At 70.2% G+C, this 24,949-nt stretch carries 26 protein-coding genes and 1 tRNA gene; 4 read left to right on the top strand and 23 right to left on the bottom strand.

Translation table 11 applies throughout. The annotated features are described in order from the left end of the window. A partial coding sequence (locus tag PKA16_RS09735; protein WP_324402743.1) for a hypothetical protein occupies positions 1 to 348 on the bottom strand: 348 nt, incomplete at its 3' end. 404 nt (positions 349 to 752) lie between these two features. Next, positions 753 to 2,582, bottom strand: a complete 1,830-nt coding sequence (locus tag PKA16_RS09730) for a glutamine--tRNA ligase/YqeY domain fusion protein (RefSeq protein ID WP_324402741.1) — start codon at positions 2,580 to 2,582, stop codon at positions 753 to 755. Between the two features lie 197 nt (positions 2,583 to 2,779). On the opposite strand from PKA16_RS09730, the gene PKA16_RS09725 reads away from it, so the two are divergent. From PKA16_RS09725 to PKA16_RS09715, 3 genes are all read left to right on the top strand, one after another. Next, positions 2,780 to 3,115, top strand: a complete 336-nt coding sequence (locus PKA16_RS09725; protein WP_324402739.1) for a hypothetical protein — start codon at positions 2,780 to 2,782, stop codon at positions 3,113 to 3,115. Between the two features lie 59 nt (positions 3,116 to 3,174). Then, entirely contained in the window at positions 3,175 to 4,263 is a 1,089-nt protein-coding gene (gene aroC / locus PKA16_RS09720) for a chorismate synthase (RefSeq protein WP_324402737.1), read from the top strand. Positions 4,264 to 4,448: 185 nt separating this feature from the next. Then, entirely contained in the window at positions 4,449 to 5,126 is a 678-nt protein-coding gene (locus PKA16_RS09715; protein ID WP_324402735.1) for a HAMP domain-containing sensor histidine kinase, read from the top strand. On the opposite strand, the gene PKA16_RS09710 is transcribed toward PKA16_RS09715, so the two are convergent. From PKA16_RS09710 to PKA16_RS09610, 21 genes are all read right to left on the bottom strand, one after another. Continuing rightward, entirely contained in the window at positions 5,065 to 5,655 is a 591-nt protein-coding gene (locus PKA16_RS09710; protein ID WP_324402733.1) for a response regulator transcription factor, read from the bottom strand. The genes PKA16_RS09715 and PKA16_RS09710 overlap by 62 nt on opposite strands. Positions 5,656 to 5,782: 127 nt before the next feature. Continuing rightward, positions 5,783 to 7,108, bottom strand: coding sequence for a tryptophan--tRNA ligase (locus PKA16_RS09705; RefSeq protein WP_324402731.1), 1,326 nt, complete (start codon positions 7,106 to 7,108; stop codon positions 5,783 to 5,785). Then, positions 7,105 to 7,773 carry a site-2 protease family protein gene (locus PKA16_RS09700; protein ID WP_324402730.1) on the bottom strand — a complete coding sequence of 223 codons (669 nt, stop codon included), beginning with the start codon at positions 7,771 to 7,773 and terminating at the stop codon, positions 7,105 to 7,107. Before PKA16_RS09700 ends, PKA16_RS09705 begins: the two co-directional genes overlap by 4 nt. A 136-nt stretch (positions 7,774 to 7,909) precedes the next feature. Continuing rightward, on the bottom strand, positions 7,910 to 8,533 hold the full coding sequence (locus PKA16_RS09695) for an L-threonylcarbamoyladenylate synthase (RefSeq protein ID WP_324402728.1): 624 nt from the start codon (positions 8,531 to 8,533) through the stop codon (positions 7,910 to 7,912). Positions 8,534 to 8,581: 48 nt separating this feature from the next. Then, entirely contained in the window at positions 8,582 to 9,454 is an 873-nt protein-coding gene (locus PKA16_RS09690; RefSeq protein WP_324402726.1) for a 3',5'-nucleoside bisphosphate phosphatase, read from the bottom strand. A 353-nt stretch (positions 9,455 to 9,807) separates the two neighbouring features. Next, positions 9,808 to 10,101: an RNA-binding protein gene (locus tag PKA16_RS09685; RefSeq protein WP_324402724.1), complete on the bottom strand. Its 294-nt coding sequence runs from the start codon at positions 10,099 to 10,101 to the stop codon at positions 9,808 to 9,810. A gap of 32 nt (positions 10,102 to 10,133) precedes the next feature. After that, complete coding sequence (gene infA / locus PKA16_RS09680) at positions 10,134 to 10,400, bottom strand: translation initiation factor IF-1 (RefSeq protein WP_324402722.1); 267 nt, start codon at positions 10,398 to 10,400, stop codon at positions 10,134 to 10,136. 354 nt (positions 10,401 to 10,754) lie between these two features. Then, positions 10,755 to 12,152 carry an amidase gene (locus tag PKA16_RS09675; protein WP_324402720.1) on the bottom strand — a complete coding sequence of 466 codons (1,398 nt, stop codon included), beginning with the start codon at positions 12,150 to 12,152 and terminating at the stop codon, positions 10,755 to 10,757. A gap of 306 nt (positions 12,153 to 12,458) precedes the next feature. Then, entirely contained in the window at positions 12,459 to 13,946 is a 1,488-nt protein-coding gene (locus PKA16_RS09670) for an ABC transporter substrate-binding protein (RefSeq protein WP_324402718.1), read from the bottom strand. 46 nt (positions 13,947 to 13,992) lie between these two features. Next, positions 13,993 to 14,790, bottom strand: a complete 798-nt coding sequence (locus PKA16_RS09665; RefSeq protein ID WP_324402716.1) for an ATP-binding cassette domain-containing protein — start codon at positions 14,788 to 14,790, stop codon at positions 13,993 to 13,995. Continuing rightward, positions 14,787 to 15,803, bottom strand: a complete 1,017-nt coding sequence (locus PKA16_RS09660) for an ABC transporter ATP-binding protein (protein WP_324402714.1) — start codon at positions 15,801 to 15,803, stop codon at positions 14,787 to 14,789. Before PKA16_RS09660 ends, PKA16_RS09665 begins: the two co-directional genes overlap by 4 nt. Positions 15,804 to 15,807: 4 nt before the next feature. Further along, on the bottom strand, positions 15,808 to 16,683 hold the full coding sequence (locus PKA16_RS09655) for an ABC transporter permease (RefSeq protein WP_324402712.1): 876 nt from the start codon (positions 16,681 to 16,683) through the stop codon (positions 15,808 to 15,810). A gap of 128 nt (positions 16,684 to 16,811) precedes the next feature. Continuing rightward, positions 16,812 to 17,780, bottom strand: coding sequence for an ABC transporter permease (locus tag PKA16_RS09650; protein ID WP_324402710.1), 969 nt, complete (start codon positions 17,778 to 17,780; stop codon positions 16,812 to 16,814). A gap of 68 nt (positions 17,781 to 17,848) precedes the next feature. Continuing rightward, positions 17,849 to 18,502 (bottom strand): aminoacyl-tRNA hydrolase, encoded by a 654-nt coding sequence (gene pth / locus PKA16_RS09645; protein ID WP_324402708.1) that lies wholly within the window; start codon positions 18,500 to 18,502, stop codon positions 17,849 to 17,851. After that, the gene (locus tag PKA16_RS09640) at positions 18,499 to 18,741 is read right to left on the bottom strand and encodes a hypothetical protein (protein ID WP_324402706.1); all 243 of its coding nucleotides are present in this window, start codon (positions 18,739 to 18,741) and stop codon (positions 18,499 to 18,501) included. Before PKA16_RS09640 ends, pth begins: the two co-directional genes overlap by 4 nt. 236 nt (positions 18,742 to 18,977) lie before the next feature. Continuing rightward, a complete protein-coding gene (locus PKA16_RS09635; RefSeq protein WP_324402704.1) occupies positions 18,978 to 19,631 on the bottom strand; it encodes a 50S ribosomal protein L25/general stress protein Ctc in 654 nt (217 codons plus the stop codon). A gap of 97 nt (positions 19,632 to 19,728) precedes the next feature. Further along, a complete protein-coding gene (locus PKA16_RS09630; protein ID WP_324402702.1) occupies positions 19,729 to 20,715 on the bottom strand; it encodes a ribose-phosphate pyrophosphokinase in 987 nt (328 codons plus the stop codon). Positions 20,716 to 20,781: 66 nt separating this feature from the next. Next, positions 20,782 to 20,858 (bottom strand) — tRNA-Gln (locus PKA16_RS09625). 38 nt (positions 20,859 to 20,896) lie between these two features. Beyond that, positions 20,897 to 21,757 carry a 4-(cytidine 5'-diphospho)-2-C-methyl-D-erythritol kinase gene (gene ispE, locus PKA16_RS09620; RefSeq protein ID WP_324402700.1) on the bottom strand — a complete coding sequence of 287 codons (861 nt, stop codon included), beginning with the start codon at positions 21,755 to 21,757 and terminating at the stop codon, positions 20,897 to 20,899. 3 nt (positions 21,758 to 21,760) lie between these two features. Beyond that, positions 21,761 to 22,285, bottom strand: coding sequence for a lipoprotein insertase outer membrane protein LolB (locus PKA16_RS09615; protein ID WP_324402698.1), 525 nt, complete (start codon positions 22,283 to 22,285; stop codon positions 21,761 to 21,763). Beyond that, positions 22,282 to 24,075: a tetratricopeptide repeat protein gene (locus PKA16_RS09610; protein WP_324402696.1), complete on the bottom strand. Its 1,794-nt coding sequence runs from the start codon at positions 24,073 to 24,075 to the stop codon at positions 22,282 to 22,284. Before PKA16_RS09610 ends, PKA16_RS09615 begins: the two co-directional genes overlap by 4 nt. 39 nt (positions 24,076 to 24,114) lie before the next feature. On the opposite strand from PKA16_RS09610, the gene mutM reads away from it, so the two are divergent. Continuing rightward, positions 24,115 to 24,930: a bifunctional DNA-formamidopyrimidine glycosylase/DNA-(apurinic or apyrimidinic site) lyase gene (mutM, locus tag PKA16_RS09605; protein ID WP_324402694.1), complete on the top strand. Its 816-nt coding sequence runs from the start codon at positions 24,115 to 24,117 to the stop codon at positions 24,928 to 24,930. Positions 24,931 to 24,949 lie beyond the last annotated feature (19 nt).

The following is a 24,949-nucleotide window of genomic DNA, read 5'->3' as shown; positions in this document are numbered from 1 at the left end:
TGTGGGCGTGGAGCGCCGGGCGGGTTTCGCAGACGCACTGGTGGCACCGCGCTTGCTGATGATGACGTGGAGCGCAATCAGCAGACTGCCCAGGCCCAGTGCGAAGAAACCGGGCATGCGCAACTGGGCCTGAAGCACCTGGGAAAAGGGCCCGAATTTCAGCAGGCCGGGGGCCAACAGGAATGCAAGGCCCGTCACGAAGACGGCCAATCCGATCGACAGGGCGGATTCCCTGGGTTTGTGTCGCGACATGTCTGACAGATAAGAGCGTGCCGAGATCAGTGTCCAAGCGCCACTTGGCGCCCAACCCGGTGGATCGACCTCAATGACTTCCTCCTGGACGTGCACAGCTCATTTGCAGGGCCGAGTCAAAATGTTTCTGAATATCAATAATGATACTTTTGTATCGACCCCCTGGCCTTTTCCATCCCCCGGTGCATTCGGATGGCTGACTGACGATCCAGCGGCTGGTTGAGTGACCGTCCGAGGATGGCGCCACGCCATGGCTGGCGCGGAAGCAGTCATCCGGATGCAGGATGGTCGTGACGGGTGTGCGCGCTCGATCGGGTCGCGGCAAGCCGAACCCCGCGAGCGTCCATGGCGTCTGGCCGACCCCATCCGGGGCTCTGGCCTCAGGGTGAACTGGCGCGACAGTGCGCCTTCATGCGCTCCAGGCGGCCGCTTTCGATGGTGCCCAGGAGGCGAGCGTGGTCAGGAGCGCGCTGAAGATCGCCTGGCTTTCGTCGGCACCGTCACTTCGACCACGAATCCCGCAAGCCCGTCACCCGGTTGAACACCAGCTTCGTGCCCGACGCGTGGTCCTTCCGATCGGCGACGAAGAAGCCATGGCGCTCGAACTGGAAGCGGTCTTCCGGTCGCGCGCTGGCGAGCGTGGGCTCGACGATGGCCTGGACCGTGGCCAGCGACTTCGGGTTGAGCACGCTGAGGAAGTCGCGCCCGCCGGCGTCGGGCTGCTCCTCGGTGAACAGGCGGTCGTAGAGGCGCACCTCGGCCGGCAGGCCGTCGCTGGCGCCGACCCAGGTGATGACGCCCTTGACCTTGACGCGGTCGGCGCCCGGGGTGCCGGATTTGGTGTCGGGCACGAGGCGGGCATGCACGGCCTGGACCTGGCCGGCGGCGTCCGTGTCGGCACCCAGGCACTCGATGACGTAGCCGTACTTGAGCCGCACCTGGTTGTCCGGGAACAGCCGGAAGAAGCCCTTGGGCGGCGTTTGCTCGTAGTCGCTGCGCTCGATCCAGACTTCGCGCCCGAGCATGAAGCGACGCTGGCCGAACTCGGGGTGGTGCGGGTGCATGGGGGCTTCGCAGGGCTCCAGGTGCCCCTCGCTGCCGAACACCTCGGCCCAGTTGTCGATCACCAGGCGGACCGGGTCCAGCACCGCCATGGCGCGCGGCGCGACCGGATCCAGCGTCTCGCGCAGGGCGGCGTCGAGGGCGGCGTAGTCGGTCCAGGCGTTGCTGACCTTGGTGACGCCGCTGCGCTCGGCAAACAGGCGCAGGGCCTCGGGCGTGTAGCCGCGCCGGCGCAGGCCGGCCAGGGTCGGCATGCGTGGGTCGTCCCAGCCGGCCACGTGGCCTTCCTCGACCAACTGGCGCAGCTTGCGCTTGCTGGTGATGACGTGGCCGACGTTCAGGCGCGCGAACTCGTACTGGCGCGGGGGCGGCGCGCTCAGCAGGCCGCCCTCGATCAGGCGCTCCAACACCCAGTCATAGAACGGGCGCTGGTCCTCGAACTCCAGCGTGCAGATGCTGTGCGTGATGCGCTCCAGCGCGTCCTCGACCGGGTGCGCGTAGGTGTACATGGGGTAGATGCACCACTTGTCGCCGGTGTTGTGATGCGTGGCGTGGCGGATGCGGTAGATGGCCGGGTCCCGCATGTTGATGTTGGGGCTGGCCATGTCGATCCTGGCGCGCAGCACCATGGCACCGTCCGCGTGCTTGCCATCGCGCATTTCGCGAAAGCGCGTCAGGTTCTCGGCCGGGCTGCGGTCGCGAAAGGGGCTGTTGGTGCCGGGCGTGGTGAAGTCGCCCCGGGTGGCGCGGATCTGTTCGGGGCTCTGTTCGTCGACGTAGGCGTGGCCGGCCTCGATCAGGTATTCGGCCGCGCGGTACATGAAATCGAAATAGTCGCTGGCGAAATATTCGTGCGGCTGCGGCACGCCGGGCTGGCGCGGGTCATCGGCGCATTCGTGGCTCCAGCCCAGCCAGCGCACCATCTCGCGGATCGAGTCGACGTACTCCTGCTCCTCCTTCTCGGGGTTGGTGTCGTCGAAGCGCAGGTGGCAGACGCCGCCGTACTCCCGGGCCAGGCTGAAGTTGAGCCAGATGCTCTTGGCGTGGCCGATGTGCAGGTAGCCGTTGGGTTCGGGCGGGAAGCGCGTGCGGATGGGCGCCGGGTCGGGCGTACCGGCGGCATGATGCGGACCATCGCCGGGGCTGCCGCCCCAGCGCCGGTTGGCGTAGGTGCCGGCCTGCAGGTCGTGCTCGATCGCCTGGCGGATGAAGTGGCTGGATGCCGCGGGTTCGGCGCCGGCGGCGGCGCGTGGTGCTGGTGAGGACATGCGCGGATTCTAGGAGGCCGGGGTCGACAGCAGCGGAGCGGGCGCGGCCGCCCGGGTCACGTGCGCAGGTCCGTCATGTGACGCCTGCTTACAAGTTTCACCGTGCAGCCGTGGTCTGTATCGCGGGCTGGATCGTTAAATGAGAACATGCGCGGTGATGAGACGTTCTGCCGCACCATCAGGCAAAGGAGCAATCGATGAGAACCATGGCACGCATCGTGCTCGTTGGCGCCGCGGCGCTGGGCATGCTGGGGATCGCCGGCACCGCGCAGGCGCGCAGCGACGTGTACTGGTCGGTCGGCGTCGGCGCGCCGGGCGTGGCGGTCGGGGTCGGCAACGTGCCGACGTATGGCTACGCTCCGCCGGTCTACGTGCAGCCGGCACCGGTGTACGTGGCGCCGCGACCGGTCTACGTGGCACCGGCTGGCTACTATGCCCCGCCCGTGATCTACGGCCCGCCGCCAGGGTATTACGCGCCGCGCGGGCACTACCGTCGACATCACAGGGCGCGGCGTCATCATCAGTGGCGGTGACGGCGCCGGCCTGCCTGTGATTGCGCCTCGGGGCAGGCGCTCTGGAATAATTGGCCGCCATGAGCGGCAATACCCTCGGCAAGCTGTTTGCCGTCACCAATTTCGGCGAATCGCATGGACCGGCCATCGGCTGCGTGATCGATGGCTGCCCGCCGGGCATGACGCTGTCGGAGACCGACATCCAGCCCGAACTGGACCGGCGGCGGCCCGGCACCAGCAAGTTCGTGACCCAGCGTCGCGAACCCGATCAGGTCGAAATCCTGTCCGGCGTCCATGAGGGCCGCACCACCGGCACGCCGATCTGCCTGCTGATCCGCAACCAGGACCAGCGCAGCAAGGACTATGGCGAGATCGCCGAACGTTTTCGTCCCGGCCACGCCGACTACACCTACTGGCGCAAGTACGGGCTGCGCGATCCGCGCGGCGGCGGGCGTTCGTCGGCGCGGCTCACGGCGCCGACGGTGGCGGCCGGCGCGGTGGCGCGCAAGTGGCTGCGCGAGCGCCACGGCACGACGGTGCGCGGCTGCATGACGCAGATCGGCGATTTGGCACTCGGCTTCGAGAGCTGGGAGCATGTCGATCGCAATCCCTTCTTCGCGCCGCTGGCCGACGTTTCCGCGCTCGAGGACTACATGCTGGCGTTGCGCAAGTCGGGTGACTCCTGCGGCGCGCGGCTGCGCGTGACGGCGCGGAACGTGCCGGTGGGCCTGGGCGAGCCGATCTATGACCGGCTGGACGCCGACATCGCGCACGCGCTGATGGGGCTGAACGCGGTCAAGGGCGTGGAGATCGGTGACGGCTTTGCCAGCGTGGCGCAACGCGGCAGCCAGCACGGCGATTCGCTGCGGGCGGATCCGCTGGGCAGCTTTGCCAGCAACCACGACGGCGGCGTGCTGGGCGGCATCAGCACCGGGCAGGACCTGGAAGTGCAGATCGCGATCAAGCCCACCAGCTCGATCCTGGTGCCGCGCCAGACCATCACCACCACTGGCGAGCCGGTGGAGCTGATCACCAAAGGGCGGCACGATCCCTGCGTCGGCATTCGCGCCACGCCCATTGCCGAGGCGCTGCTCGCCCTGGTGCTGATGGACCACGCGCTGCGCCAGCGCGCGCAGTGCGGCGACGTGGCGACGCCGCCGGGGTTTTGAGCCGGGGCGCGCTGGTGAACGGGCTTGCGGGTCACGTGACCATGGAGGCGAGCAGGCCTGGAACGGCTCCGGATGGCGGCCTGCCGGATGCGACGGGCGCGCATGCGCAGGCGTCCGGCCAGCCGCTGCGGCCAGCCGCCGCCGGGCGGGAGGGCGGCGCTGAGCGGCCGCCGCGCGCGTCGCCCATGGCCGAGTTGGTGCACGACCTGAGGCAGCCGATCGAGGCGCTGGCCATCTATGCCGAACTGCTGATGCTGGAGCCTGGGCGTGCCGCCGAATTGGCGCCACGCATGCTGCGCGCGGTGCACTCGGCGCGGGCGCTGCTGGCGGCGCCGTGGCCGGCAGCGCCCGGGGCTGGAATCGAGCGCGTGACGCTGCAGCCGGTGCCGGTTCATGAACTGCTGGCGGAACTGCATGAGCAGTATCGGGCGCAGGCGCAGCGGCGCGGGCTGGCGCTGCGCCTGCGTGCCCCCGTGTGGATGCTGGATTCGGATGCGCTGCTGCTGCGGCGCATTCTGGGCAATCTGCTGGCGAATGCGATCCGGCACACGCGGCATGGCGGGGTGCTGCTGGCGGCGCGTCCGCGGGGCGCGGGTCTGGCGCTGGAAGTCTGGGATACGGGCGAGGGGATCGACGCGTCGCAGCTCGCGCGCGTGTTCGAACCGGGGGTTCAGTTGGACAGACCCGGCCGTGCGGGGATGGGAGGCCTGGGCCTGGCGATTGCCCAGCGCCTGTCCGACTCGCTGGGCTACCGGATCGAGGTGCGTTCGCAGCTGGGTCGCGGCAGCGTGTTTCGCGTGCTCACGGATTCATCAGCAGGCCATGCTTGCGCGCGTAGTGCAGGGCCTGGGTCCGGCTCTTGACGCCCAGGCGTCGGAACAGGCGCCACAGGTGCACCTTGACGGTGTGCTCGCTGATCTCCAGGCGTTCGGCGATCTCGCGGTTGGACAGGCCCTGGTCCAGCATCACCAGCAACTGCTTCTGGCGCTTGGACAGCTTGGGCTGCTCCAGCGGCTCGTCGTCGTCGTCCACGTCGAGGATGCGGCGCAGGGCGTCGCTGATGACGGCGGCGTCGACCGATTTCTCGACGTAGACGTCGGCGCCTGCCTCGCGGCACCATTCCTCGGCCTCGCTTGCCGGCGTGGCCGAGATCACCATCAACGGCACGTCGGGGTATTGGGTCGCCAGGCGACGCACGCCGGTCAGGCCTCCGGCATCCGGCAGCTTCAGGTCCAGGCAGAACAGCTTGGGGGCGCCATGCAGCGCGATGGCGGCGTCCAGTTCGGACAACTGGCCCAGCTCGGCGATTTCGGCGCCGGGCCGGATGCGCCGCAGCAGCATGGCGATCGCGTCCCGCATGAGCGGGTGATCCTCGATCACATAGATAGCCAATTCGATCTCCCCGATTTCAAAGTGTTACAACTTATTGTGTAGCGAATCGGCGGGGAGTTTCAGCTCAATGCGGTCGGCGGCCTCCTGAACAAAGAGAAATGGGGGACAAAGTCACAACTGGAAACAATCAGGCTGTGGCGGCCGCCTGACGCAATTGCTCGAGTGCGCGCTCGACCGCCGGCCAATCGGCCTGCGCGGGCGCGGCAAGACAGGCCCGGAGGGCGTCGAGGGCTGCGGCGCCCTCGGTCTGCAGGCGCTTGATGGCCTCGCCCGCATCGCGTGGCGAGGCGAAGCCGGTGCTTTGCAACAGCACCGCGCCGCTGGCGTCGGCCAGCTTGAAATAGAACAGGCCGTCGGGCTCGCGGTACTGCTTGAAGCTGGGCAGGGCCATCTTGCGGGCGCCTGCGGGCTGGGTGACGGCCTGCTGCGGCGCTGCCTGCAGGGCACGCAGGCCCACCGCCTCGCGCAGCGTGCGCAGGAACGGTGTGGCGATGGCACGCGCCTTGCGCGCCCCGGCCCGCAGGATGGCCTCGACCTCCTCCGGGTGCGCCATCAGGTGCTCGTAGCGCGCGCGCATCGGGCCGATCTCGTGCTCGATGCGCTCGAACAGCTGCTGCTTGGCGTCGCCCCAGGCGATGCCGTCGGCAAAGGCCCGGGCAAAGGCGGCCGCCTCGGCGTCGTCGGCAAAGGCGCGGAAGATGGCGTAGAGCGCGGAGCCCTCGGTGTCCTTCGGTTCGCCCGGCGCGCGCGAGTCGGTGACGATGCTCATGATCTGCTTGCGCAACTGCTCGCGCGGGCCGAACAGGGCAATCGTGTTGTCGTAGCTCTTGCTCATCTTGCGCCCGTCCAGGCCGGGCAGCAGGGCCACGTTGTCGTCGATCAGGGCCGCCGGCTGCACCAGGTGCTCGCCGTACAGGTGGTTGTAGCTGGCGGCGATGTCGCGCGCCATCTCGATGTGCTGCACCTGGTCGCGCCCCACGGGCACCTGGTGGGCGCGGAACATCAGGATGTCGGCGGCCATCAGCACCGGGTACATGAACAGGCCCGCCGTGACGCCGTCATCGGGCTCGGCGCCGGCCGCCTGGTTCTTGTCCAGCATCGCCTTGTAGGCGTGGGCGCGGTTGAGCAGGCCCTTGCCGGTGACGCAGGTGAGCAGCCAGGTGAGCTCGGGGATCTCGGGAATGTCGGACTGGCGGTAGAAGGTGACGTGCTCGGGGTCCAGGCCGGCGGCGAGCCAGCTGGCGGCGATCTCGAGCGTGCTGCGCTGGATGCGCGCCGGCTCGTCGCACTTGATCAGCGCGTGGTAGTCGGCCAGGAAGTAGAAGCTCTGCACCCCGGGCTCGTGGCTGGCGCGCACGGCGGCGCGGATCGAGCCGACGTAGTTGCCCAGGTGCGGGGTGCCGGTGGTGGTGATGCCGGTCAGGACGCGGCGGGGGGAGGCGGTGGCAGTCATGAAAGCAGGAGTTTGAGCGGAGTCAGCACGAGGTCGATCAGGCCCAGCGTGAGCTGCATCAGCGGCCGCATCCAGACGTTGGTGATGACGTTGGTGACGACCAGCGCCATCACGATGAAGAAGCCCCAGGGCTCGATGCGGCTGACGGCCTCGGCCTGCCGGTGCGGCAGCAGCCCGACCAGCACGCGGCCGCCATCGAGTGGCGGCAGCGGGAACAGGTTGAACACGGCCAGCACGACGTTCCACAGCACGCCGCCTCGGCACATCTCGAGGAAGAAGCGCTCGGTCACGCCCAGGCCGAGCAGCAGGTAGAGCAGTGCGCCCCAGCCCAGCGCCATCGCGAGGTTGGCCGCGGGGCCGGCGGCGGCCACCCAGATCATGTCGCGCTTGGGGTTGCGCAGCTTGCCGAAGTTGACCGGCACCGGCTTGGCGTAGCCGAACACGAAAGCGCCCGAGGTGGCGAAGTACAGGAACAGCGGCATCGCGATGGTGCCGATGGGGTCGATGTGCTTGAGCGGATTGAGCGTGACGCGGCCCAGGAAGGCCGCCGTGCTGTCGCCGAAATGCCGCGCCACGTAGCCGTGTGCCGCTTCGTGCAGCGTGATCGCCAGCAACACCGGCAGGGCGTAGATGGCGATGGTCTGGATGATGTTGTTGATGTCCACGGCGCGGATTGTGTCAGAGCGTCAGGGAGCCGATGGCGGAATCGGCGGGCAGTGGGCCAGCTGGGCTCGGGCCATTCGTCATCGGGTCGCGCAGCGCGACGGGGTCATGGCCCCGTGCAGCGGCGCCGTCATCACGTCACAGTCCCAGGCGCGCCGGGTCGCCGCGGCCGCGGCGCAGCAGTTCGGGTTGGCCGTGGCTGAGATCGATCACGGTGGTGGGCACGCCGGGGCAGGCACCGGCGTCGATCACGCCGGCGACCTGGTGCTCCAGCGCCTCGCGGATCTCCTGCGCGTCGTTCAGCGGTTCGGTTTCGCCCGGCAGGATCAGGGTGGTGGCCAGCAAGGGCGCGCCGTGGATGTCGATCAGCGCCTGCACCACCGGGTGCGCGGCGACGCGCAGGCCGATCGTCTTGCGTTGCGGATGGCTCAGGCGCCGCGGTACCTCCTTGCTGGCCTCGAGGATGAAGGTGAAGGGGCCGGGCGTGCCGAGCTTGAGCAGGCGGAACTGCGCGTTGTCGACGCGCGCGTAATTGGCCAGCTCGCGCAGGTCGCGGCAGATCAGCGACAGGAGCTGCTTGTCGTCGAGCTGGCGGATGCGGCGCAGTGCATCGGCGGCGGCCTTGTCGTCCAGCTGGCAGACCAGGGCATAGCAGGAGTCGGTTGGCACGGCGAGCACGCCGCTGCGTTGCAGCAGCTCGGCCGCCTGGCGCAGCAGGCGCGGTTGCGGGTTTTCGGGGTGAACGCTGAAGAGTTGGGCCATGCCGGATCGGGGCGCGCCGGCGCCGCAGGCGCGGGAAAAGGGGGGATGCTACACCGCCGCTTCTGCCGTGTGGATGCGGTCGGCCAGCGCTGTCCAGACGGGTGTCAGGTCGGCTGGCAGGGGCGCCATCCGACCCAGATCGACGTGGCTTTCGCCCGGGCTGTGGAAGTCGCTGCCGCGCGAGGCCAGCAGCTCGAACTCGCGCGCCATGTCGGCGTAGCGCGCCGCTTCCTGCGCGGTGTGGCTGCCGGTCACCACTTCGACGCCACGCCCGCCGTGCTGGCGGAATTCGGAGAACAGCGCGTATTCCTCGGTGGCGCTGAAGGTGTAGCGTGCCGGATGGGCGATGACGGCGATGCCGCCGGCCTCGGTGATCCAGCGCACGGCGTCGCCCAGGCGCGCCCAGCGGTGCGGCACGAAGCCGGGCTTGCCCTCGACCAGGTATTTGCGAAACACCTCGGCCGTGTCGCGGCAGACGCCGGTCTCGACCAGGAAGCGGGCGAAATGCGTGCGCGAGATCAGCGCCGGGTTGCCGACGTACTTGAGCGCGCCTTCATAGGCGCCGGCAATGCCGATCGCCTCAAGCTGCGCCGCCATCTCGCGTGCCCGCGGGCCACGTCCGTCGCGCGTCTCGGCCAGCCCCTCGACCAGGCGTGCGTCGGTGTGATCGAAGCCCAGGCCGACGATGTGCACCGTGGTGTCGGCAAAGGTGACCGAGACCTCGACGCCGGTCAGGTAGTCCAGCCCCTGGGCACGGGCCGCCGCCAGCGCGCGCTGCTGGCCGCCCACTTCATCGTGGTCGGTCAGGGCCCACAGATCGACGCCGCCAGCCTTGGCGCGCGCGGCCAGTTCCTCGGGCGTCAGGGTGCCGTCGGAGACGACGGAATGGCAGTGCAGGTCGGGGTTGTGGTAAGTGGTCACTGCGCAATTCTACGAAGCAGCCGCACTTTCACGCTCGCGTGCGCGAATGCCCCGGCGTCGCGCGCAGCCCGGCGTTCGGCGTTTTCCTGGTGTCGTGTTCCACGCTGGCGGGTTCTTCTCGCGAGTGGCCAGGGGTCAGGCGCGGCACGAGGGCACAGGCATGGTGGGCCCATGTCAAGGCGACGCATCAGGACCGATGGCTCCCGGCGGTTCGCCCTGCGGGGAGCCAGGAAAAGGCCAGCACCGGCGTCGCAGTTCTTGCCACGGCCCCCAGGCATGGCCTCCGAACGGGGCGCCTTGCCGCAAACCTTCTTCTGGCCTCTACAAGTGCCTGACCGCGTGAAACGCTGCCATCAGTAGCGTCGATTGCCGCCGCGGAAGCCGCCGCCGCCGCGCGACTCCATGGGGCGGGCGATGTTGAAGGTCAGGGCGCGGCCTTCAAGCGACTTGCCGTTCAGGCCCTGGATGGCTGCCTGCGCTCCCGCCGGCGAGCCCATCTCGACGAAGCCGAACCCCTTCGAGCGGCCCGAATCGCGGTCCATCACGACCTTGGCCGAGGTGACGTGGCCAAAGGCCCCGAATTCCTGTTGCAGGGCGTCGTCACGAACCGAATAGGCGAGGTTGCCGACGTAGAGTCTGTTGTCCATGAAGGTGTATTTCCAGGTCTTTCCGGGCGGATTCAGCGCCGGGCGTGCCGCGCGGGCGTGGGGCCGCTGCGCGTGCGCGGTTCGAGGTGGCGGAACGTGATGCGGCCCTTGTTCAGATCGTAGGGCGACATCTCGAGCGAGACGCGGTCGCCGGCGAGCACGCGAATGCGGTGCTTGCGCATCTTGCCACCGGTGTAGCAGATCAGGCTGTGGCCGTTGTCGAGGGTGACGCGAAAACGCGAGTCGGGCAGCACTTCGTCGACCTTGCCCTGCATTTCAATGAGTTCTTCCTTGCTCAAGAGATTCCTTTCCTGGTGTCCTGGCCCGATCGGTGACACGGCCAGGCGGGTGATGGGCTCGGCGCCGGTTCCGCGCCTTGCTTGCGCATCTGGCGTGGCGGAGGCGCCGCGTGGTTCCACGCGGGAAACCGAAAGGGTCCGTGTGAGATTGGGGTGAAACGGACCCGCGGTGGTGCTCGCCAGAAGGAGGGTGACAGCGGGCCTCGAAGGCCGGCGAACGCGCGAACTGGAACCGCGCAATGGGCGATCAAGCGCCGCGTCAAGCACGAACCGCGGCAACGAGCACGCCGCAGTTAACCTAATAATTATAACCGATACGCCACATCTCGCGTGCCCAGCGCGGGGTGTGCCAGGTCAGGGCGTCGGCCAGGGTTTCTGCGGCCCGCGCAGTTGCTCGAAGGCCCGGGCCAGCTTCAGCACGCCGAGGTCGTCGAAGCGGCGGCCGGCGATCTGCAGGCCGATCGGCAGGCCGTCGGCGCTGTAGCCGCAGTTGACCGAGGCGGCGGGCTGCTCACTCATGTTGTAGGGGACGGTGAACGCGATGTGCTCGAGCGGGCGCAGCGGGTCATTGGTCGGCGACGGTGCCTCGGCGGCCGCGGGCAGGTTGGGCGCCACCGGCGAGATCACGTAGTCGAAGGGGGCGCAGGCGGCGACGGTGGCCACGCGCGTGGCGTGGGTCTGGGCATAGGCCTGGAATACGTCGGTGCCACTGAAACCGGCCGCGCTTTCCGCCCACTCGCGGATGTAGGGCAGGAGCTTCTCCAGCCGCGCCGGCGGCAGCGCCCGGACGTCGAGGTACGAGCGCATGCGCCAGAAGTGGTCCAGGCCATCGAGCATCGCGCGCGTCAGGAACGGCGCCATCGGCGTGATCCGGGCGCCCGCCTGCTCGAGCAGGCGGGCGGCGGCCGCGGCCGCGGCCTGGATCTGCGGGTCGACCGGCAGGCCGCAGCCCGCGTCCAGCAGCAGGCCGATGCGCTGGCCGCGCAGGTACCGGGGCGGCGTGGCGGCGACGCTGGCCCAGTCCAGCACCTGCGGCGGCAGGCTCATGCTGTCGCGCGCATCGGGCTGGCTCAGCACCTGCATCATGAGGGCGGCGTCTGCCGCGCTGCGCGTCAGGGGACCGGCGCAGCGGCCCATGTAGGGCGGATCGATCGGCACGCGGCCGAGGCTGGGCTTGAGCGTGACGATGCCGCACCAGGCGGCCGGCAGGCGCAGCGAGCCGCCGATGTCGGTGCCCACGTGCAGCGGGCCGTAGCCGGCGGCGGCGGCGGCGCCGGCCCCGGCGCTGGAGCCGCCCGGGGTGCGCGTGAGGTCCCAGGGGTTGCGCGCCAGGCGGTGGAAGCTCGACAGGCCCGAGCTCAGCATGCCCCAGTCGGGCATCGTGGTCTTGGCCAGCAGCACCAGGCCGGCTTCCCTCAGCCGCGCCGCGGGCGGTGCGTCCTGCGCGGCGATGGGGGCGAGCGAGGCGGCCGTGCCGCCGGGCATGGGGTCGCCGGTGGTCGCGATGTTTTCCTTCAGCGTGCCGGGCACGCCGTCGAGTGCGCCGCAGGTCGCGCCGCGCTGCCAGCGCGCTTCGCTCGCGCGCGCCTGCGCCAGCGCGGCTTCGGGGCGATACAGCCAGGTGGCCTGCAGGCGCGGCTCCCAGCGCTCGATGTGGGCGATGACGGCGCGGCAGACCTCGAGTGGCGAGAAGGCGCGGCGCGCATAGCCGGCCAGGAGCTCGTGCGCGCTCAGTTCGTGCAGGGCAGTCATGGATGGAACGGAAAAGGCTGCTGCCATACCGGCTGGGGCGCCGGTCGCCTGCGCGGTGGGTTCATGTCCCTCGGTCAATCATGATGGCAGGCGCCAACCGGGACGCATGAAACGACACGGTTCCGATAGCTGCGGAGCGGGCCAGTCGCGGCCACCCGTGGCCGTGGTCTCCCTGGCGGCAGGGTGCGTCCCCCTTGGGGGCCGAGGCCGGCGGATTCAGGCCTGCCGGCGTAGGCCTGGACCGGCCGAAGAGCCGCTGCCTCTGGCGGCGAGCACGTGGAGCACTGCGACACAGGGGGTGTCACTTCAGTTCCAGGAGATCGCGCCCAGGTCGTTGACGAAGATCGGCATGTCCTGCCACAGGCCGTGCACGCCCTTTTTTGCGACCGTGAGCCACTGCGGCTGGTAGAGCCAGGCCAGCACCGCGTCATCGGCCAGCATGCGCTGCGCTTCGCCCAGCAACTGGTTGCGCTCGGCTTCGGTGGCGCTGTTGCGGATGCGCTCGTAGAGCGCGTCGAACTTCGGGCTGTCGTAGCCCCAGTAGTAATTGGGGTTGGTGAAGTTGCCGAGGTCGAAGGGCTCGACGTGGCTGACGATGGTGAGGTCGTAGTTGTGCGCGCCGCCGTACACGTTGGCCAGCCACTGCGCCCACTCGACGTTTTGCACCTTCGCCGTGATGCCGATCTTGGCCAGTTCGGAGACGATCACCTCGCCGCCCTGGCGTGCGTAGGGCGGCGGCGGGAGCACCAGGGACAGCTCCAGCGGCGTCGTGATGCCGGCCTCCCGGAACAGGGCCCTGGCGCGCTCGGGGTCGTAGGGGTTGATGCCGGTGGTGTCGATGTAGCCAGGCGCGCCGGGCACGTAGTGGCTGCCGATGGGCACGCCGAAGCCGTCGGCGGCGCCGGCAATGACGGCCTTGCGGTCGATCGCCTGGCTGATGGCGCGGCGCACGCGCACGTCGTCGAGCGGCTTCTTCCGGTTGTTGATGGCGAGCACGGTCTTGGCGCGCGAGCCGCCGACCATGAGCTGCAGCCGGCGGTTCGCCCGGAACTGCGCGGCGCCGCGCGGCGTCACGCGCGGGAAGGCATCGATGTCGCCGGACAGCATGGCGGCGATCTGCGCGGCCGGGTCGCTGATGAAGCGGAAGGTGGCGCGCTTGATGCGGATCGCGTTGGGATTGCGGTAGCCGGGCCAGGCCTTGAGCGTGATCGACGAGCCCTTGGCCCAGTTGTCCAGCAGGTAGGGGCCGGTGCCCACAGGCTGGGTGTTGTTGCCGGCGGCGCTGCCGGGCTCGACGATGATGGCGGTGGCCTGGCCCATGTAGAAGAGAAAGTCGGGATCCGGCTCCTTGTTGATGATGACCACCGTGTGCTCGTCCATGGCGCTCACGCTTTCCATCGCGGCGAAGGTGCGCTTGTCCTTGTTGGTGCTCTTTTCGCCAGCGGCGCGCTCGAAGCTGAATTTCACGGCCTCGGCGTTGCACGGCGCGCCATTGCTGAACTTCACGCCCTGGCGCAGGAAGAAGGTGACGGTGCGCAGGTCGGGCGAGACCTCCCAGCGCTCGGCCAGCAGCGGCGTGACGCTGCCGTCGGCGTTGATCCGGGTCAGCGTCTCGAAGATGTTGTACTGGACCACCTCGGCGATGGCCGAGGCGGCGCCCGCCGTCGGGTCGAGTCCGGGCGGCTCGAGCGTCATGCCCAGCACCAGGTTCGTCTTGCCCGCCTGGGCCAGGGCCGGCAGGTGGGCAGCGGCGGCCAGCGCGGGCAGGCCGAGGGCGAAGTCGCGGCGTTTCATCACGGGGCTCTCCTGGTCAAGGGCAGGGCGCATGGTAGCGCAGGCTTCAGGCTGGCACCGAAGCCAGCAGGGAGCGCGTGTAGGCATGGCTCGGCTCGCGCAGCACCTGGCGCACCGGGCCGTGCTCGACGACGCGCCCGCCCTGCATCACGGCGACGTCCTGGCACAGGTGGGCGACCACCGACAGGTCGTGGCTGATGAACAGGAAGGTGACGCCGTGCTGGTCGCGCAGGTCGGCCATCAGGTTGAGCACCTGGGCCTGCACCGAAACGTCGAGCGCGCTCACGGCCTCGTCCGCGACGATCAGGCGCGGACGCGTGATCAGGGCGCGCGCGATGGCGATGCGCTGGCGCTGCCCGCCGGAGAACTCGTGCGGGTACTGGTCCAGGGCGTCGGCGCGCAGGCCGACGGCTTCCAGCATGGCGGCCGCACGCTCGCGCTGCTCGGCGCGGCGCGCGCCCTCCAGCGCGGCTGCCGGCTCGGCCACGGTGCGCCACACCGGACGTCGCGGATCCAGCGAACCGTAGGGATCCTGGAACACCATCTGCAGCTCGCGCCGGGCCGTGCGCAGCTCCCGTGGGGTCAGCGCGTGCAGGTCGCGGCCCTGCAGCAGCACCTGGCCGCTGCTGGGGCGCTCCAGCGCCATCACCAGCCGCGCCAGCGTGCTCTTGCCGGAGCCCGATTCGCCCACGATGCCCAGGCTGCGGCCGGCACGCACCGCCAGCGACACGCCCTTGAGCGCGTGCACCGTGGCCGGAGGGCGCAGCAGCGATTCGCGCGGCAGGGTGTAATGCTGCTCGAGCGCGCGCGTCTCGAGCAGGAGATCGCTGGCACCGGGGTTCATGCCGTGTCCTCGTCGGCGAGGCCCGCCGCGCGCAGCACGACCTGCGCGCGGCGGCACCAGAAGCGGTGCCGGGCGTCCAGGTCTACTCGCGGCGGGGTGTCGGTGAAGCAGGGGTCCTCGGTGAACGGGCAACGCCCGGCAAAGGGACAGCCGGGCGGCAGATGGAACAGGTCGGGCACGGTGCCGGGGATGGTGGGCAGGCGGTCGCCGCGGTGCGCCACCAGACGCTGCGCGAGGCTGGGGCGCGCCGCCAGCAGGCCACGCGTGTAGGGGTGGGCGGGATGGTGAAAGACCGAGGCGGCCGGCCCGCTTTCGACCACGGCGCCACCGTACATGACCAGCATCTGGCGGGCGTTCTGCGCGATCAGGCCCAGGTCGTGCGAGATCAGCACGAGCGCCATGCCGCGTTCGGCCACCAGCTCGCGGATTAGCGCCAGGATCTGCTGCTGCACCGTCACGTCGAGGGCGGTGGTCGGTTCGTCGGCGATCAGCACGTCGGGCTCGCAGGCCAGCGCCATGGCGATCATCAGGCGCTGGCGCTGGCCACCGGAGAACTGGTGCGGAAAGCTGTCGACGCGCCGCGCCGGCTCGGGGATGCCGACGCGCGCCATCAGCGCGATGGCCTTCTCGCGCGCGGCCTGCGCGCCCAGGCCGCGGTGTAGCCGCAGCGGCTCGGCGATCTGGGCGCCGACGCGGTGCACCGGGTTGAGCGCGGTCATCGGCTCCTGGAAGATGATGGCGATGCGGTTGCCACGCAGCCGGCGCCAGCCGCGATCGGCCAGGCCCACCAGCTCCTGGCCGTCCAGGCGCAGGCTGCCGCTGACGCGTGCGCCCTCGGGCTGCAGCCCGATCAGGGCCAGTGCCGTGAGCGACTTGCCGCAGCCCGATTCGCCGATCAGGCCCAGCGTGTCCCCGCGCTCCAGCGTGAAGCTGACGTCCCGCACGGCGGTGGCGGTGCCGCGCTGCGTGTGCAGGTCGACGCGCAGGTGCCGGGCCTCGAGCAGTGCAGCCATGCGCTCAGCTTCCCCGTGCCAGGCGCGGATCGAGCACGTCGCGCAGGCCGTCGCCCAGCAGGTTCAGGCCCAGCACCGTGAGCACGATGGCCAGGCCCGGCCAGACCGCCAGCAGCGGCGCGTCGAACATCAGGGTCTGGGCCTCGGCCAGCATGCGGCCCCAGCTGGGCTGCGGCGGCTGCGTGCCCAGGCCCAGGTAGGACAGCGCGGCCTCGGCCAGGATGGCGACGGCGAAGCGGATCGTGGCCTGCACCGTCAGCACGGCCGCGATGTTGGGCAGCACGTGCTCGAAGGTTATGCGCGTGGCACCCTTGCCGCAGGCGCGCGCGGCCAGTACGTAGTCGCGGCTCCAGACGGCGTTGGCGGCGGCGCGCGTGATGCGTGCGAAACCGGGGATGTTGTAGAGGCCGATGGCAATGATGGCGTTGACGATGCCCGGCCCGTAGACCGCCGTCAGCATGATGGCCGAGAGGATGGCCGGGAACGCGAAGCCGAAGTCCGATACGCGCATGATCAGCTCTTCCACCCAGCCGCGCCTGGCCGAGGCCAGCAGGCCGAGCGACGTGCCCGCCAGCAGGCCGATGCCGACCGCGATCACGCCGACCAGGATCGAGGCGCGTGCGCCCACCAGCAGCAGCGAGACGATGTCGCGCCCGAAGGCGTCGGTGCCGAGCCAGTGCACAGCGCCCGGCGCCAGGAGCTTGTCGTCCATGCGCACGTCGTAGACCGAGAACGGGGTCCAGACGTAGGACAGGGCCGCCGCCAGCGCCAGCACCAACGCCAGCACGGCGCCGATCACGAAGCCCGGATGGCGCCGCGCACGCGCCCAGAAGCCGGGTGCGCTGCGGCTGGTGTCCTGGGATGAGATGGCTTCAGGCATCAGAACACGGCAGCGCGATCACTTCCAGAGGCCGCGGAACAGGTCATGCGGGGCACCCGTGGCCGGGGTCTCCCTGGCCACAGGGTGCGTCCTCCTCAGGGGGAAGGAGCGCAGCGACACAGGGGGAGTCATACTTCGCTGGCCTTCACGCGCGGGTCGATGAGCGCGTAGAGCACGTCGACGACGAAGTTGACGATCACCACCATGGCGGCCAGCAGCATGACGCAGTTGCGCACCACGATCAGGTCGCGGTTGGCGATGCTCTGGAAGATCAGGCGCCCCAGGCCCGGCAGGTAGAACACGCTTTCCACCACGATGGTGCCGGCCAGCAACTCGGCGAACTGCAGGCCCATCACGGTGATGACCGGGATCATGGCGTTGCGCAGCACGTGGCCCCACAGGGTGGCGCGCCGGCTCAGGCCCTTGGCGCGCGCGGTGCGCACGAAGTCCTCGCGCAGCACTTCCAGCACGGCCGAGCGCGCGAAGCGCGCCAGGATCGCGGCCTGCACCACCGCCAGCGCCAGGGTCGGCAGGATCAGCGCCTTCAGGCCCTCCCACAGGCCGGCCCAGAGCCCATCGTCGAAATACCAGCCGTCGAAGCCGCCGGCCGCCAGCCAGCCCAGCTTGACCGAAAACAGCAGGATCAGCAGGATGGCGAACCAGAAGTTGGGCACCGCGATGCCGAGCTGGGCGATCGCCATCAGCCCGGTGTCGCCGATGCGGTTGTGCTGCGAGGCGGCGTAGACGCCCACCGCCAGCGCCAGCAGCGTGGTCAGCAGCATGGCCAGCACGGCCAGTGGCACCGTCAGCTGCAGGCGCTCGCCGATCAGCTCGGACACCGAGGTGCCGTAGACGTAGGACAGGCCCATGTCGCCGCGCGCCAGGCCGGCGACCCACTGGCCGTAGCGCTGCAGCGCCGGCTGGTCCAGCCCCAGCTCCAGCGTCTTGGCGGCCACGGCAGCCGGGTCGGCGTCCGCGCCCATCAGCACCTGGGCCGCGTTGCCGGGCAGGACCTCGAGCACCGCGAACACGATCATGCTGGTGGCCGCGAGGGTGACCAGCAGCGTGAGGCAGCGCTTGACGAGGAAGTAGCTCATCGTGCGGCGCGATTATCGACAAGCCCGTGCGTGGCGATCGCGTGGCGGCTGTGCCGGGCCGGCGCGGCTCAGGCGGCCGGCGGCTTTGCCGGGCCGTCGCCAGCAGTCGGCGCATCGACCGCAGCCGGACGCGGCGGCTTGGGGCGCGGCGGCCGCGTGGTGTGGATGCGCTGCGTGGCCGCGTCCATGTCGCCTGCCAGCAGCAGGTCGAGCGCGCCCATCGAGCGCTCGATCGCCTGGTCGATGGCGATGTGCTCGTCCAGCGGCGGGCGCCGCAGCACCCAGCCCACGACCTCGCCGCGCCCGCCAGGGTGGCCGATGCCCAGGCGCAGGCGCCAGTAGTCGGGGCTGCCCAGGCGCGCGTGGATGTCGCGCAGGCCGTTGTGACCGGCATGGCCACCGCCGTGCTTGAGCTTCACCTGGCCGGGCGGCAGGTCGAGTTCGTCGTGCGCCACCAGGATCTCCTGCGGCGCGATCTTGTAGAAGCGCGCCAGCGCCGCCACCGACTGGCCCGAGAGATTCATGAAGGTCTGCGGCTTGAGCAGCCAGACCGGGCCGCTCGTGAGGTTGACCCGCGCCATCAACGCGCGGTAGCCACGCTCCAGCGCCCAGCTCGCGCCCAGCTTGCGCGCCGCCTCGTCGACCCACCAGAAGCCGGCGTTGTGGCGCGTGGCCTCGTATTCGGGGCCCGGATTGCCCAGGCCCACCAGCAGCTTGATCATCCTGGAAACCGCAGTTGACCGCTTGCGGGCGTCTCGAAACCCGCATGGATGTTGATTTCCCCGCCTTCGTGGGCGTTCGCCTGCCGGGTGAGCGGGCCATGCACCCGCCAGCACCACGCTGGCCGCGCCATGCGGCGTTGTTCGTCCTTGCGCACAGGCGTGCGCGGCGCTCTCACGCCTTGTCTGGCGCGCCCAGCGCAGCACTGACGGGTGCATCCAACTGCGGTTTCCAGGATCATGGGCACCGATTATGGGCGCGTGGCACGCGGCGGCGGTACCATCCAGGAAAACGGCCCGCCAGTGGGCGGGCCGTTCGGGGCAGAGCCGCGGCCGGGGTAGCCGCGCGCCTCAAGCCGCGTTGTGCTCGAGGCGAGGACAGATGACGCCGGTTGGCTTCGGCCACACGAATGACGGCCTGGTCATCGAAGCGCAGCGAAGTCGCTTGTCATCTTGTCACGCCGAGCGCGAGTGCGGATCACTTCTTGGCCGCGTCGGCCGCGGGTGCCGCCGGAGTCGCGCCGGCAGCGGGCGCGGTCTCGCCTTCGGCCGCTTCCGCTTCCTCGGCCGCCGGGATCACGACCGAGACCAGCACCGTGTCCTCCGCCGTATGGCCGCGCAGCACCGCCTCGACGCCTTGGGGCAGGGTGATCTCGGCCAGCGTGATGGTGCTGCCCTTCTCCAGCCCGGACAGGTCGACCGGGATCGATTCGGGCAGATCCGCCGGCAGGCAGCTCACTTCCAGTTCGGTCAGGATGTGGTTGACCAGGCACTTGTCGATCTTGACGGCGGTGGACTCTTCCTCGCCGCTGTAGTGCAGGGGCACCTTCATGGTGATCTTCTGCCGGGCCGAGACGCGCTGGAAGTCGACGTGCAGCACCTGCTGGCGGTACGGGTGGACTTGCACGTCGCGCAGCAGCACCTGGCTGGCCTGGCCGCCCAGTTCCATCGTCAGCACGCTGGAGTGGAAGGCCTCCTTCTTCAGCGCCTGCCACAGGGCGTTGTGGTCCAGCTCGATGAGCTGGGGCGCGGCGGCTCCGCCATAGACGATGCCGGGCGCCTTGCCGGCGTTGCGCAGACGGCGGCTCGCACCCGTACCCTGCTTGCTGCGCTCGAAAGCGACGAATCTCATGATGAACTCCTGATGGGGCCGACCGCGACCAGTGCGTCCCCGTTTTGAAAAAGACCCGGCCGGCCCACATGCGGGCAGCCGGGCCGGCTTGCGTTCCTCAGAACAGGCCCTCCTGTTCGCGGAACAGACTCATGACCGACTGGCCGTTGGCGATGCGCTGGATCGTTTGTGCGATCAGCGGCGCGACGGACAGCTGGCGGATCTTGCTGCACTGCTGCGCGCGCGGGCCGAGCGGGATGGTGTTGGTGACCACCACTTCGTCCAGCGCCGTGCCCTGCTCGATGCGGTCGATGGCGGGGCCGGAGAAGATCGGGTGCGTGCAGTAGGCGTAGACCTTCAGCGCGCCGCGCTCCTTGAGCACCTCGGCCGCCTTCACCAGGGTGCCGGCGGTGTCGATGATGTCGTCCATGATCACGCAGTTGCGCCCCTCGATGTCGCCGATGACGTGCATCACCTCGCTCACGTTGGCCTTGGGGCGACGCTTGTCGATGATCGCCAGGTCGCAGCCGAGCTGCTTGGCCAGCGCGCGCGCGCGCACCACGCCGCCGACGTCGGGGCTGACCACCAGCAGGTCCTCGTAGTCCTTCTGCCGCAGGTCGGCGAGCAGCACCGGCGAGGCGTAGATGTTGTCGACCGGGAAGTCGAAGAAGCCCTGGATCTGGTCGGCGTGCAAGTCCATGGTGAGCACGCTGTCGACGCCCACGGCCTCGAGCATGTTGGCCACCACCTTGGCCGAGATCGGCACGCGGGTGGAGCGCGGGCGCCGGTCCTGGCGCGCATAGCCGAAGTAGGGGATGACGGCGTTGACGCGCTCGACCGACGCGCGCTTGAGCGCGTCGACCATGATCAGCAGCTCCATCAGGTTCTCGTTGGTGGGCGCGCAGGTGGGCTGCACCACGAAGATGTCGCGCGCGCGCACGTTCTGCTTGATCTCGACCGTGACCTCGCCGTCGGAGAAGCGTCCGACGTCGGCCGCGCCCAGGCTGATGCCCAGGTTGCTCGCGATCTCGGCGGCCAGCGCCGGATTCGCGTTGCCGGTGAACAGCAGGAAGTCGGGTGAGTGTTGCGGCGAGTGCGGGTGCATGCGGTTTCCGACGGATCAACGACAGATCGAGTGCGGGCCTCGGGCTACCCGCCCGGGATGGGGTCTTGGCAGGGGAGGAAGGATTCGAACCCTCGCATGCCGGAATCAAAATCCGGTGCCTTAACCAACTTGGCTACTCCCCTCCACCGACCGCTGGCGCAAAGCGTGCACCAGCCGCCGGTCATTCGCCACTGGCAGCCCAGCCGACCAGCGGATGAGCCTCCAGATTGCCGCAGCTTCGCATCGACCAGCCCGGTGGCAGCGCCAGAGCGCCGTCCTTCACGCCAGCCGCTGCGTCCGGGACCCGTGCGAACACCGCACTCCCGGCTCCCGTCATCCGGCCCGCGAGGCCCTGCCGCGCCAGCAGCGCGAGCCCCTGGGCGACCTGCGGACAAAGCCGCTCGGCAACCGGTTGCAGGTCGTTGCGGCCAAAGCCAAACGGGTCTGCAGCAAAGCCGGAAATTGTAGCAGGGTCTGAATCGCGTTTCAGCGCCGGGTCGGCAAAAATCTCAGCCGTCGCCAGGCCGGCCGGTGGCTTGAGCACGACGAAGCGGGCATGCGGCAGCGCGAGCGGCTCGAGCTGCTCGCCCACGCCCTGCACCCAGGCATTGCCGCCGAACAGGAAGAACGGCACATCGGCGCCGAGCCCGAGGCCAATGGCCGCCAGGCGCGCGCGCGGCAGATCGAGCCGCCACAGGCGGTTGAGCGCGAGCAGCGTGGTCGCGGCATCCGACGAGCCGCCGCCCAGGCCGGCCTGCATCGGCACCTGCTTGTCGAGGCCGATGTGCACGCCCAGCGCGCAGCCGGTGGCCTGTTGCAGCGCGTGCGCGGCGCGCGTCGCCAGGTCGTCGGCGGGCAGCGGCGCGCCCAGGTCCTCCCGGCTGATGCGGCCGTCATCGCGACGCTCGAAGTGCAGAGTGTCGCACCAGTCGATCAACATGAAGGCCGATTGCAGCAGGTGGTAGCCGTCGGGGCGGCGCCCGGTCACGTGCAGGAACAGGTTGAGCTTGGCCGGCGCCGGAACGTCGAGCAGGGCGCGCATGATTCACGGTGCGTCGAGGATGACGCGCAATTCGGCGCCGGGCGGTGGCGTGACGCGCCAGGCGCGCAGCCGGCCGCTGGCGCGCTGGCTCAGGTCCACCTGCCAGCCATCGACCGCCTCGGGCACGCCGCGCAGCCAGGCGAACAGCGCGCGCACCGGCAGGGCGGTGCCGGTGGCCGCGCCGGCCAGGGCATCGAGGGACTCGTAGTCGTGCTGCTGCCCGCCCTGGGACAGCACGGCCGTGCCGGGGCTCCAGCGCAACGCGGCCAGGGTGCTGCCCAGCGGGGTGTACAGGTCGAGCCGTCCGGCCTGTGGATCGCCCTCGAGTTCGAAGCCGGCGTGCAACTGCTGCGGCGGCTCGCTCTCCACCGTCAGGCCGAGTCGCCCGCTCCAGCGCCCCGATTGCAGGGCCGCCGCCTCGGTGCTGGCGCGCGGGCTGGCGCAAGCGCCGACCAGCAGCAGGATCGTGGTGACCAGGGCCCAGGACAGCGCGCGTCGCGCGACGCCGGCCCAGCGCGGCGGCGTCACGGCTGGACCCGCAGGCGCTGCAGGGTGCGTTGCAGCGAGGCGTTGTCCGGGTCCAGCCGCAGGCCTTCGCGCCAGACCTGGCGCGCCGCCTCCTGCTCGCCCAGGGCCCAGAGGACTTCGCCCAGGTGCGCCGCGATCTCGGCGTCCGGGCGCTTGCGAAAGGCCGCTTCCAGCAGCATGCGTGCCTTGCGTGGCTGGCCGAGGCGGAACTCGACCCAGCCCAGGCTGTCCTGGATGTAGGCGTCGTTCGGGTCGAGGCGCGCGGCCTTCTCGATCAGGCTCCTGGCCTCGGCCAGGCGCTGGTTGCGATCGGCCAGCGCATAGCCCAGCGCGTTGTAGGCATGGGCGGAATCGGGCTTGAGCGCGATCACGCGGCGCAACAGGCGCTCCATTTCGGCCAGCCGGTTCAGTCGCTCCGCCGACATCGCGGCGTCGTAGAGCAGGCCGTCATCGTCCGGGCTGTCGCGCAGGGCGCCCTGCAGCAGGCGATAGGATTCGGCCGCGTCGCCATGCTCGCGCAGCAGTTGCGCTTCGGCCAGCAGCTTGACGCGGGCGTCGCCCTCGTCCTGCTCGGGCGCCGCTCGGATCGCCTGGCGCGCTTGCGCGATCTGGCCCTTGCGTGCCAGCAGGTCGGCGCGCTGGATCTGGGCGGCCAGCACCTGGTCGGGCGCGTCGACCGCGGACAGCCAGCGTTCGGCCTGGTCCAGGTCGCCGCCACGCTCGGCAATGCGCGCCAGCGCCAGGCGTGCCTGGCTTGGGCCCGTGCTCGGATCGCGACCGGCGCCGGCGGCGCCCCGCATCAGCGCGAGATAGCGTTGCAGCGAGCGTTCGGCCTGGTCGTCCTCGCGCTGCTCGGCCTGCAGCAGGCCGAGTGTCAGCCAGCCGTCGGCCTCGTCCGGACGACGCGTGATGAGCTCGGTCAACTGGGTGCGCGCGTCATCCAGGCGCCCGAGCGTGACCAGCGCGCGCACATACGCCAGTTGCAAATCGGGACGGGCATCCGGACGCGCGAGGTGGCGCTGGATCAGTGCCTCGGCGCGGGCTTCATCGGCACCGGCCAGGAGTTGCAGCGCCAGCAGCGCCGGCCACTGCGAGGCGGCGTCGGCATCGGCGCCCAGGGTGGCGGCGGCCAGTGCGCCGGCACGGTCCCCGGTCTGCAGGCGCATGCGTCCGATGGTGGTCCAGGCGGCGGGCGCCAGCGCCGGGTCCTTGACGGCTTCGGCCAGTCCCAGTTCGATGGCGTGGGCCGCCTCGCTCTTGTCGGGTGCGCGCTGGTAGAGCGCGGGCAGGGCGATGATGAACGGCTCGCGCTCGTCCGCGGCCAGGGTGTCGAGCACGGCGCGCAGGGCATCGGCGGTCTCCCCGGCGCGCCCGAGCGCAAGCAGCACCTGCAGTTCGTAGCGCCTGGCTTCGGCCGAATCCGGGACCGCCAGGCGCCAGGCTCGCACGGCTTCCAGGGCCGCCGGGCCGGAGCGCGACTGGATCGCCATGTCCACCGCGCGCTTGTACAGCGCGGGCTCGCCGGTGCGGCGCGCCGCATCGAGCATGTAGGCCGAGGCGTGCGAGGTGTCGCCCTCGCTGAAGGAGAATTCTCCCAGCAGCAACTCGTACATCAGGCGGGCATCGAGACGCGACTGCGGCGGCGTGGCGGCGGCAGAGGCTTCGACGGGGGCCGCCACCGGCGCGCTCGCGGCGGCGACCGCGGCGCTCTCATGCGGCATCTGCACGCAGCCCGGCAGGCTGGCCCAGGCCACGGCCGTGCCGGCCAGGATGCGGAGAATTCGCTGCATCAAACCATAATAATCGAAGCCCGGAATCCGATTCCTCCCATGCCAGAGCTCCCCGAAGTCGAAGTGACGCGGCGCAGTTTTGCCGCGCGCATTGCCGACGCGCGCATCCGCGCGCTGCGTCTGGGCAAGCCGCTGCGCTGGCCACTGGGCGTGGCGCCCGAAACCCTGGTCGGGCGCACGGTGCGGGACGTCGGGCGACGCGGCAAGTACCTGCTGATGACGCTGGACGAGGGCGTGCTGCTGCTGCACCTGGGGATGTCGGGGCGGCTGGTGTTCGGCACCGATCTGCCGCCTGCGGGTCCGCACGATCACATGGATCTCGTCACCACGCGGGGGGTGCTGCGGCTGCACGATCCGCGCCGCTTCGGCGCCGTGGTCTGGGCGCCGGCGCTGGATGCGGCGCCGGCGGCCAGATTGCTGGGCGGGCTGGGCGCGGAGCCGCTGGAGGACGCCTTCGAGCCGCGCAGCTTCCACGCGGCGTTGCGGCAGCGCCACGCGTCGATCAAGCAGGTGCTGCTCGCGGGCGACGTGGTGGTGGGCGTGGGCAACATCTATGCCTCGGAGGCGCTGTTCGAGGCGCGCATCCGGCCGACGGTGCGTGCCGATCGCCTGTCGCTGGCGCGCGCGACGCGGCTGCACGACGCGATTCGTGCCGTGCTCGGGCGCGCGCTGGTGCTGGGCGGCAGCACGCTGCGCGACTTCGCCGATGCCACGGGCGGCACCGGCCATTTCCAGCTCGAGGCGGCGGTCTACGGGCGCGCCGGGCAGCCTTGCCCGGCCTGCGCAGCACCCATTCGCGTGTTGCGCCAGGGTCAGCGCTCGACCTATTACTGCCCCGTGTGCCAGCGTTCATGATTTTTGAACGGGTTGGGTG

The organism is Ottowia sp., assembly GCF_035325765.1.
Taxonomy (GTDB): domain Bacteria; phylum Pseudomonadota; class Gammaproteobacteria; order Burkholderiales; family Burkholderiaceae_C; genus Ottowia.
Note: the sequence above shows the minus strand (reverse complement) of the source record. Positions and strands in the feature narration are given on the sequence as shown.

Bases quoted from the DNA above. Each gene is read 5' to 3' on its own strand.
- PKA16_RS09695 (WP_324402728.1), bottom strand. From the start codon at position 8,533: ATGGCCCAACTCTTCAGCGTTCACCCCGAAAACCCGCAACCGCGCCTG.
- PKA16_RS09675 (WP_324402720.1), bottom strand. From the start codon at position 12,152: ATGACTGCCCTGCACGAACTGAGCGCGCACGAGCTCCTGGCCGGCTAT.
- PKA16_RS09665 (WP_324402716.1), bottom strand. From the start codon at position 14,790: ATGAACCCCGGTGCCAGCGATCTCCTGCTCGAGACGCGCGCGCTCGAG.
- PKA16_RS09650 (WP_324402710.1), bottom strand. From the start codon at position 17,780: ATGAGCTACTTCCTCGTCAAGCGCTGCCTCACGCTGCTGGTCACCCTC.
- aroC (WP_324402737.1), top strand. From the start codon at position 3,175: ATGAGCGGCAATACCCTCGGCAAGCTGTTTGCCGTCACCAATTTCGGC.
- PKA16_RS09725 (WP_324402739.1), top strand. From the start codon at position 2,780: ATGAGAACCATGGCACGCATCGTGCTCGTTGGCGCCGCGGCGCTGGGC.
- PKA16_RS09685 (WP_324402724.1), bottom strand. From the start codon at position 10,101: ATGGACAACAGACTCTACGTCGGCAACCTCGCCTATTCGGTTCGTGAC.
- PKA16_RS09660 (WP_324402714.1), bottom strand. From the start codon at position 15,803: ATGGCTGCACTGCTCGAGGCCCGGCACCTGCGCGTCGACCTGCACACG.
- PKA16_RS09715 (WP_324402735.1), top strand. From the start codon at position 4,449: ATGGCCGAGTTGGTGCACGACCTGAGGCAGCCGATCGAGGCGCTGGCC.
- mutM (WP_324402694.1), top strand. From the start codon at position 24,115: ATGCCAGAGCTCCCCGAAGTCGAAGTGACGCGGCGCAGTTTTGCCGCG.
- PKA16_RS09635 (WP_324402704.1), bottom strand. From the start codon at position 19,631: ATGAGATTCGTCGCTTTCGAGCGCAGCAAGCAGGGTACGGGTGCGAGC.
- PKA16_RS09730 (WP_324402741.1), bottom strand. From the start codon at position 2,582: ATGTCCTCACCAGCACCACGCGCCGCCGCCGGCGCCGAACCCGCGGCA.
- PKA16_RS09655 (WP_324402712.1), bottom strand. From the start codon at position 16,683: ATGCCTGAAGCCATCTCATCCCAGGACACCAGCCGCAGCGCACCCGGC.
- PKA16_RS09705 (WP_324402731.1), bottom strand. From the start codon at position 7,108: ATGACTGCCACCGCCTCCCCCCGCCGCGTCCTGACCGGCATCACCACC.
- pth (WP_324402708.1), bottom strand. From the start codon at position 18,502: ATGATCAAGCTGCTGGTGGGCCTGGGCAATCCGGGCCCCGAATACGAG.
- PKA16_RS09670 (WP_324402718.1), bottom strand. From the start codon at position 13,946: ATGAAACGCCGCGACTTCGCCCTCGGCCTGCCCGCGCTGGCCGCCGCT.
- PKA16_RS09630 (WP_324402702.1), bottom strand. From the start codon at position 20,715: ATGCACCCGCACTCGCCGCAACACTCACCCGACTTCCTGCTGTTCACC.
- PKA16_RS09610 (WP_324402696.1), bottom strand. From the start codon at position 24,075: ATGCAGCGAATTCTCCGCATCCTGGCCGGCACGGCCGTGGCCTGGGCC.
- ispE (WP_324402700.1), bottom strand. From the start codon at position 21,757: ATGCGCGCCCTGCTCGACGTTCCGGCGCCGGCCAAGCTCAACCTGTTC.
- PKA16_RS09640 (WP_324402706.1), bottom strand. From the start codon at position 18,741: ATGATCCTGGAAACCGCAGTTGGATGCACCCGTCAGTGCTGCGCTGGG.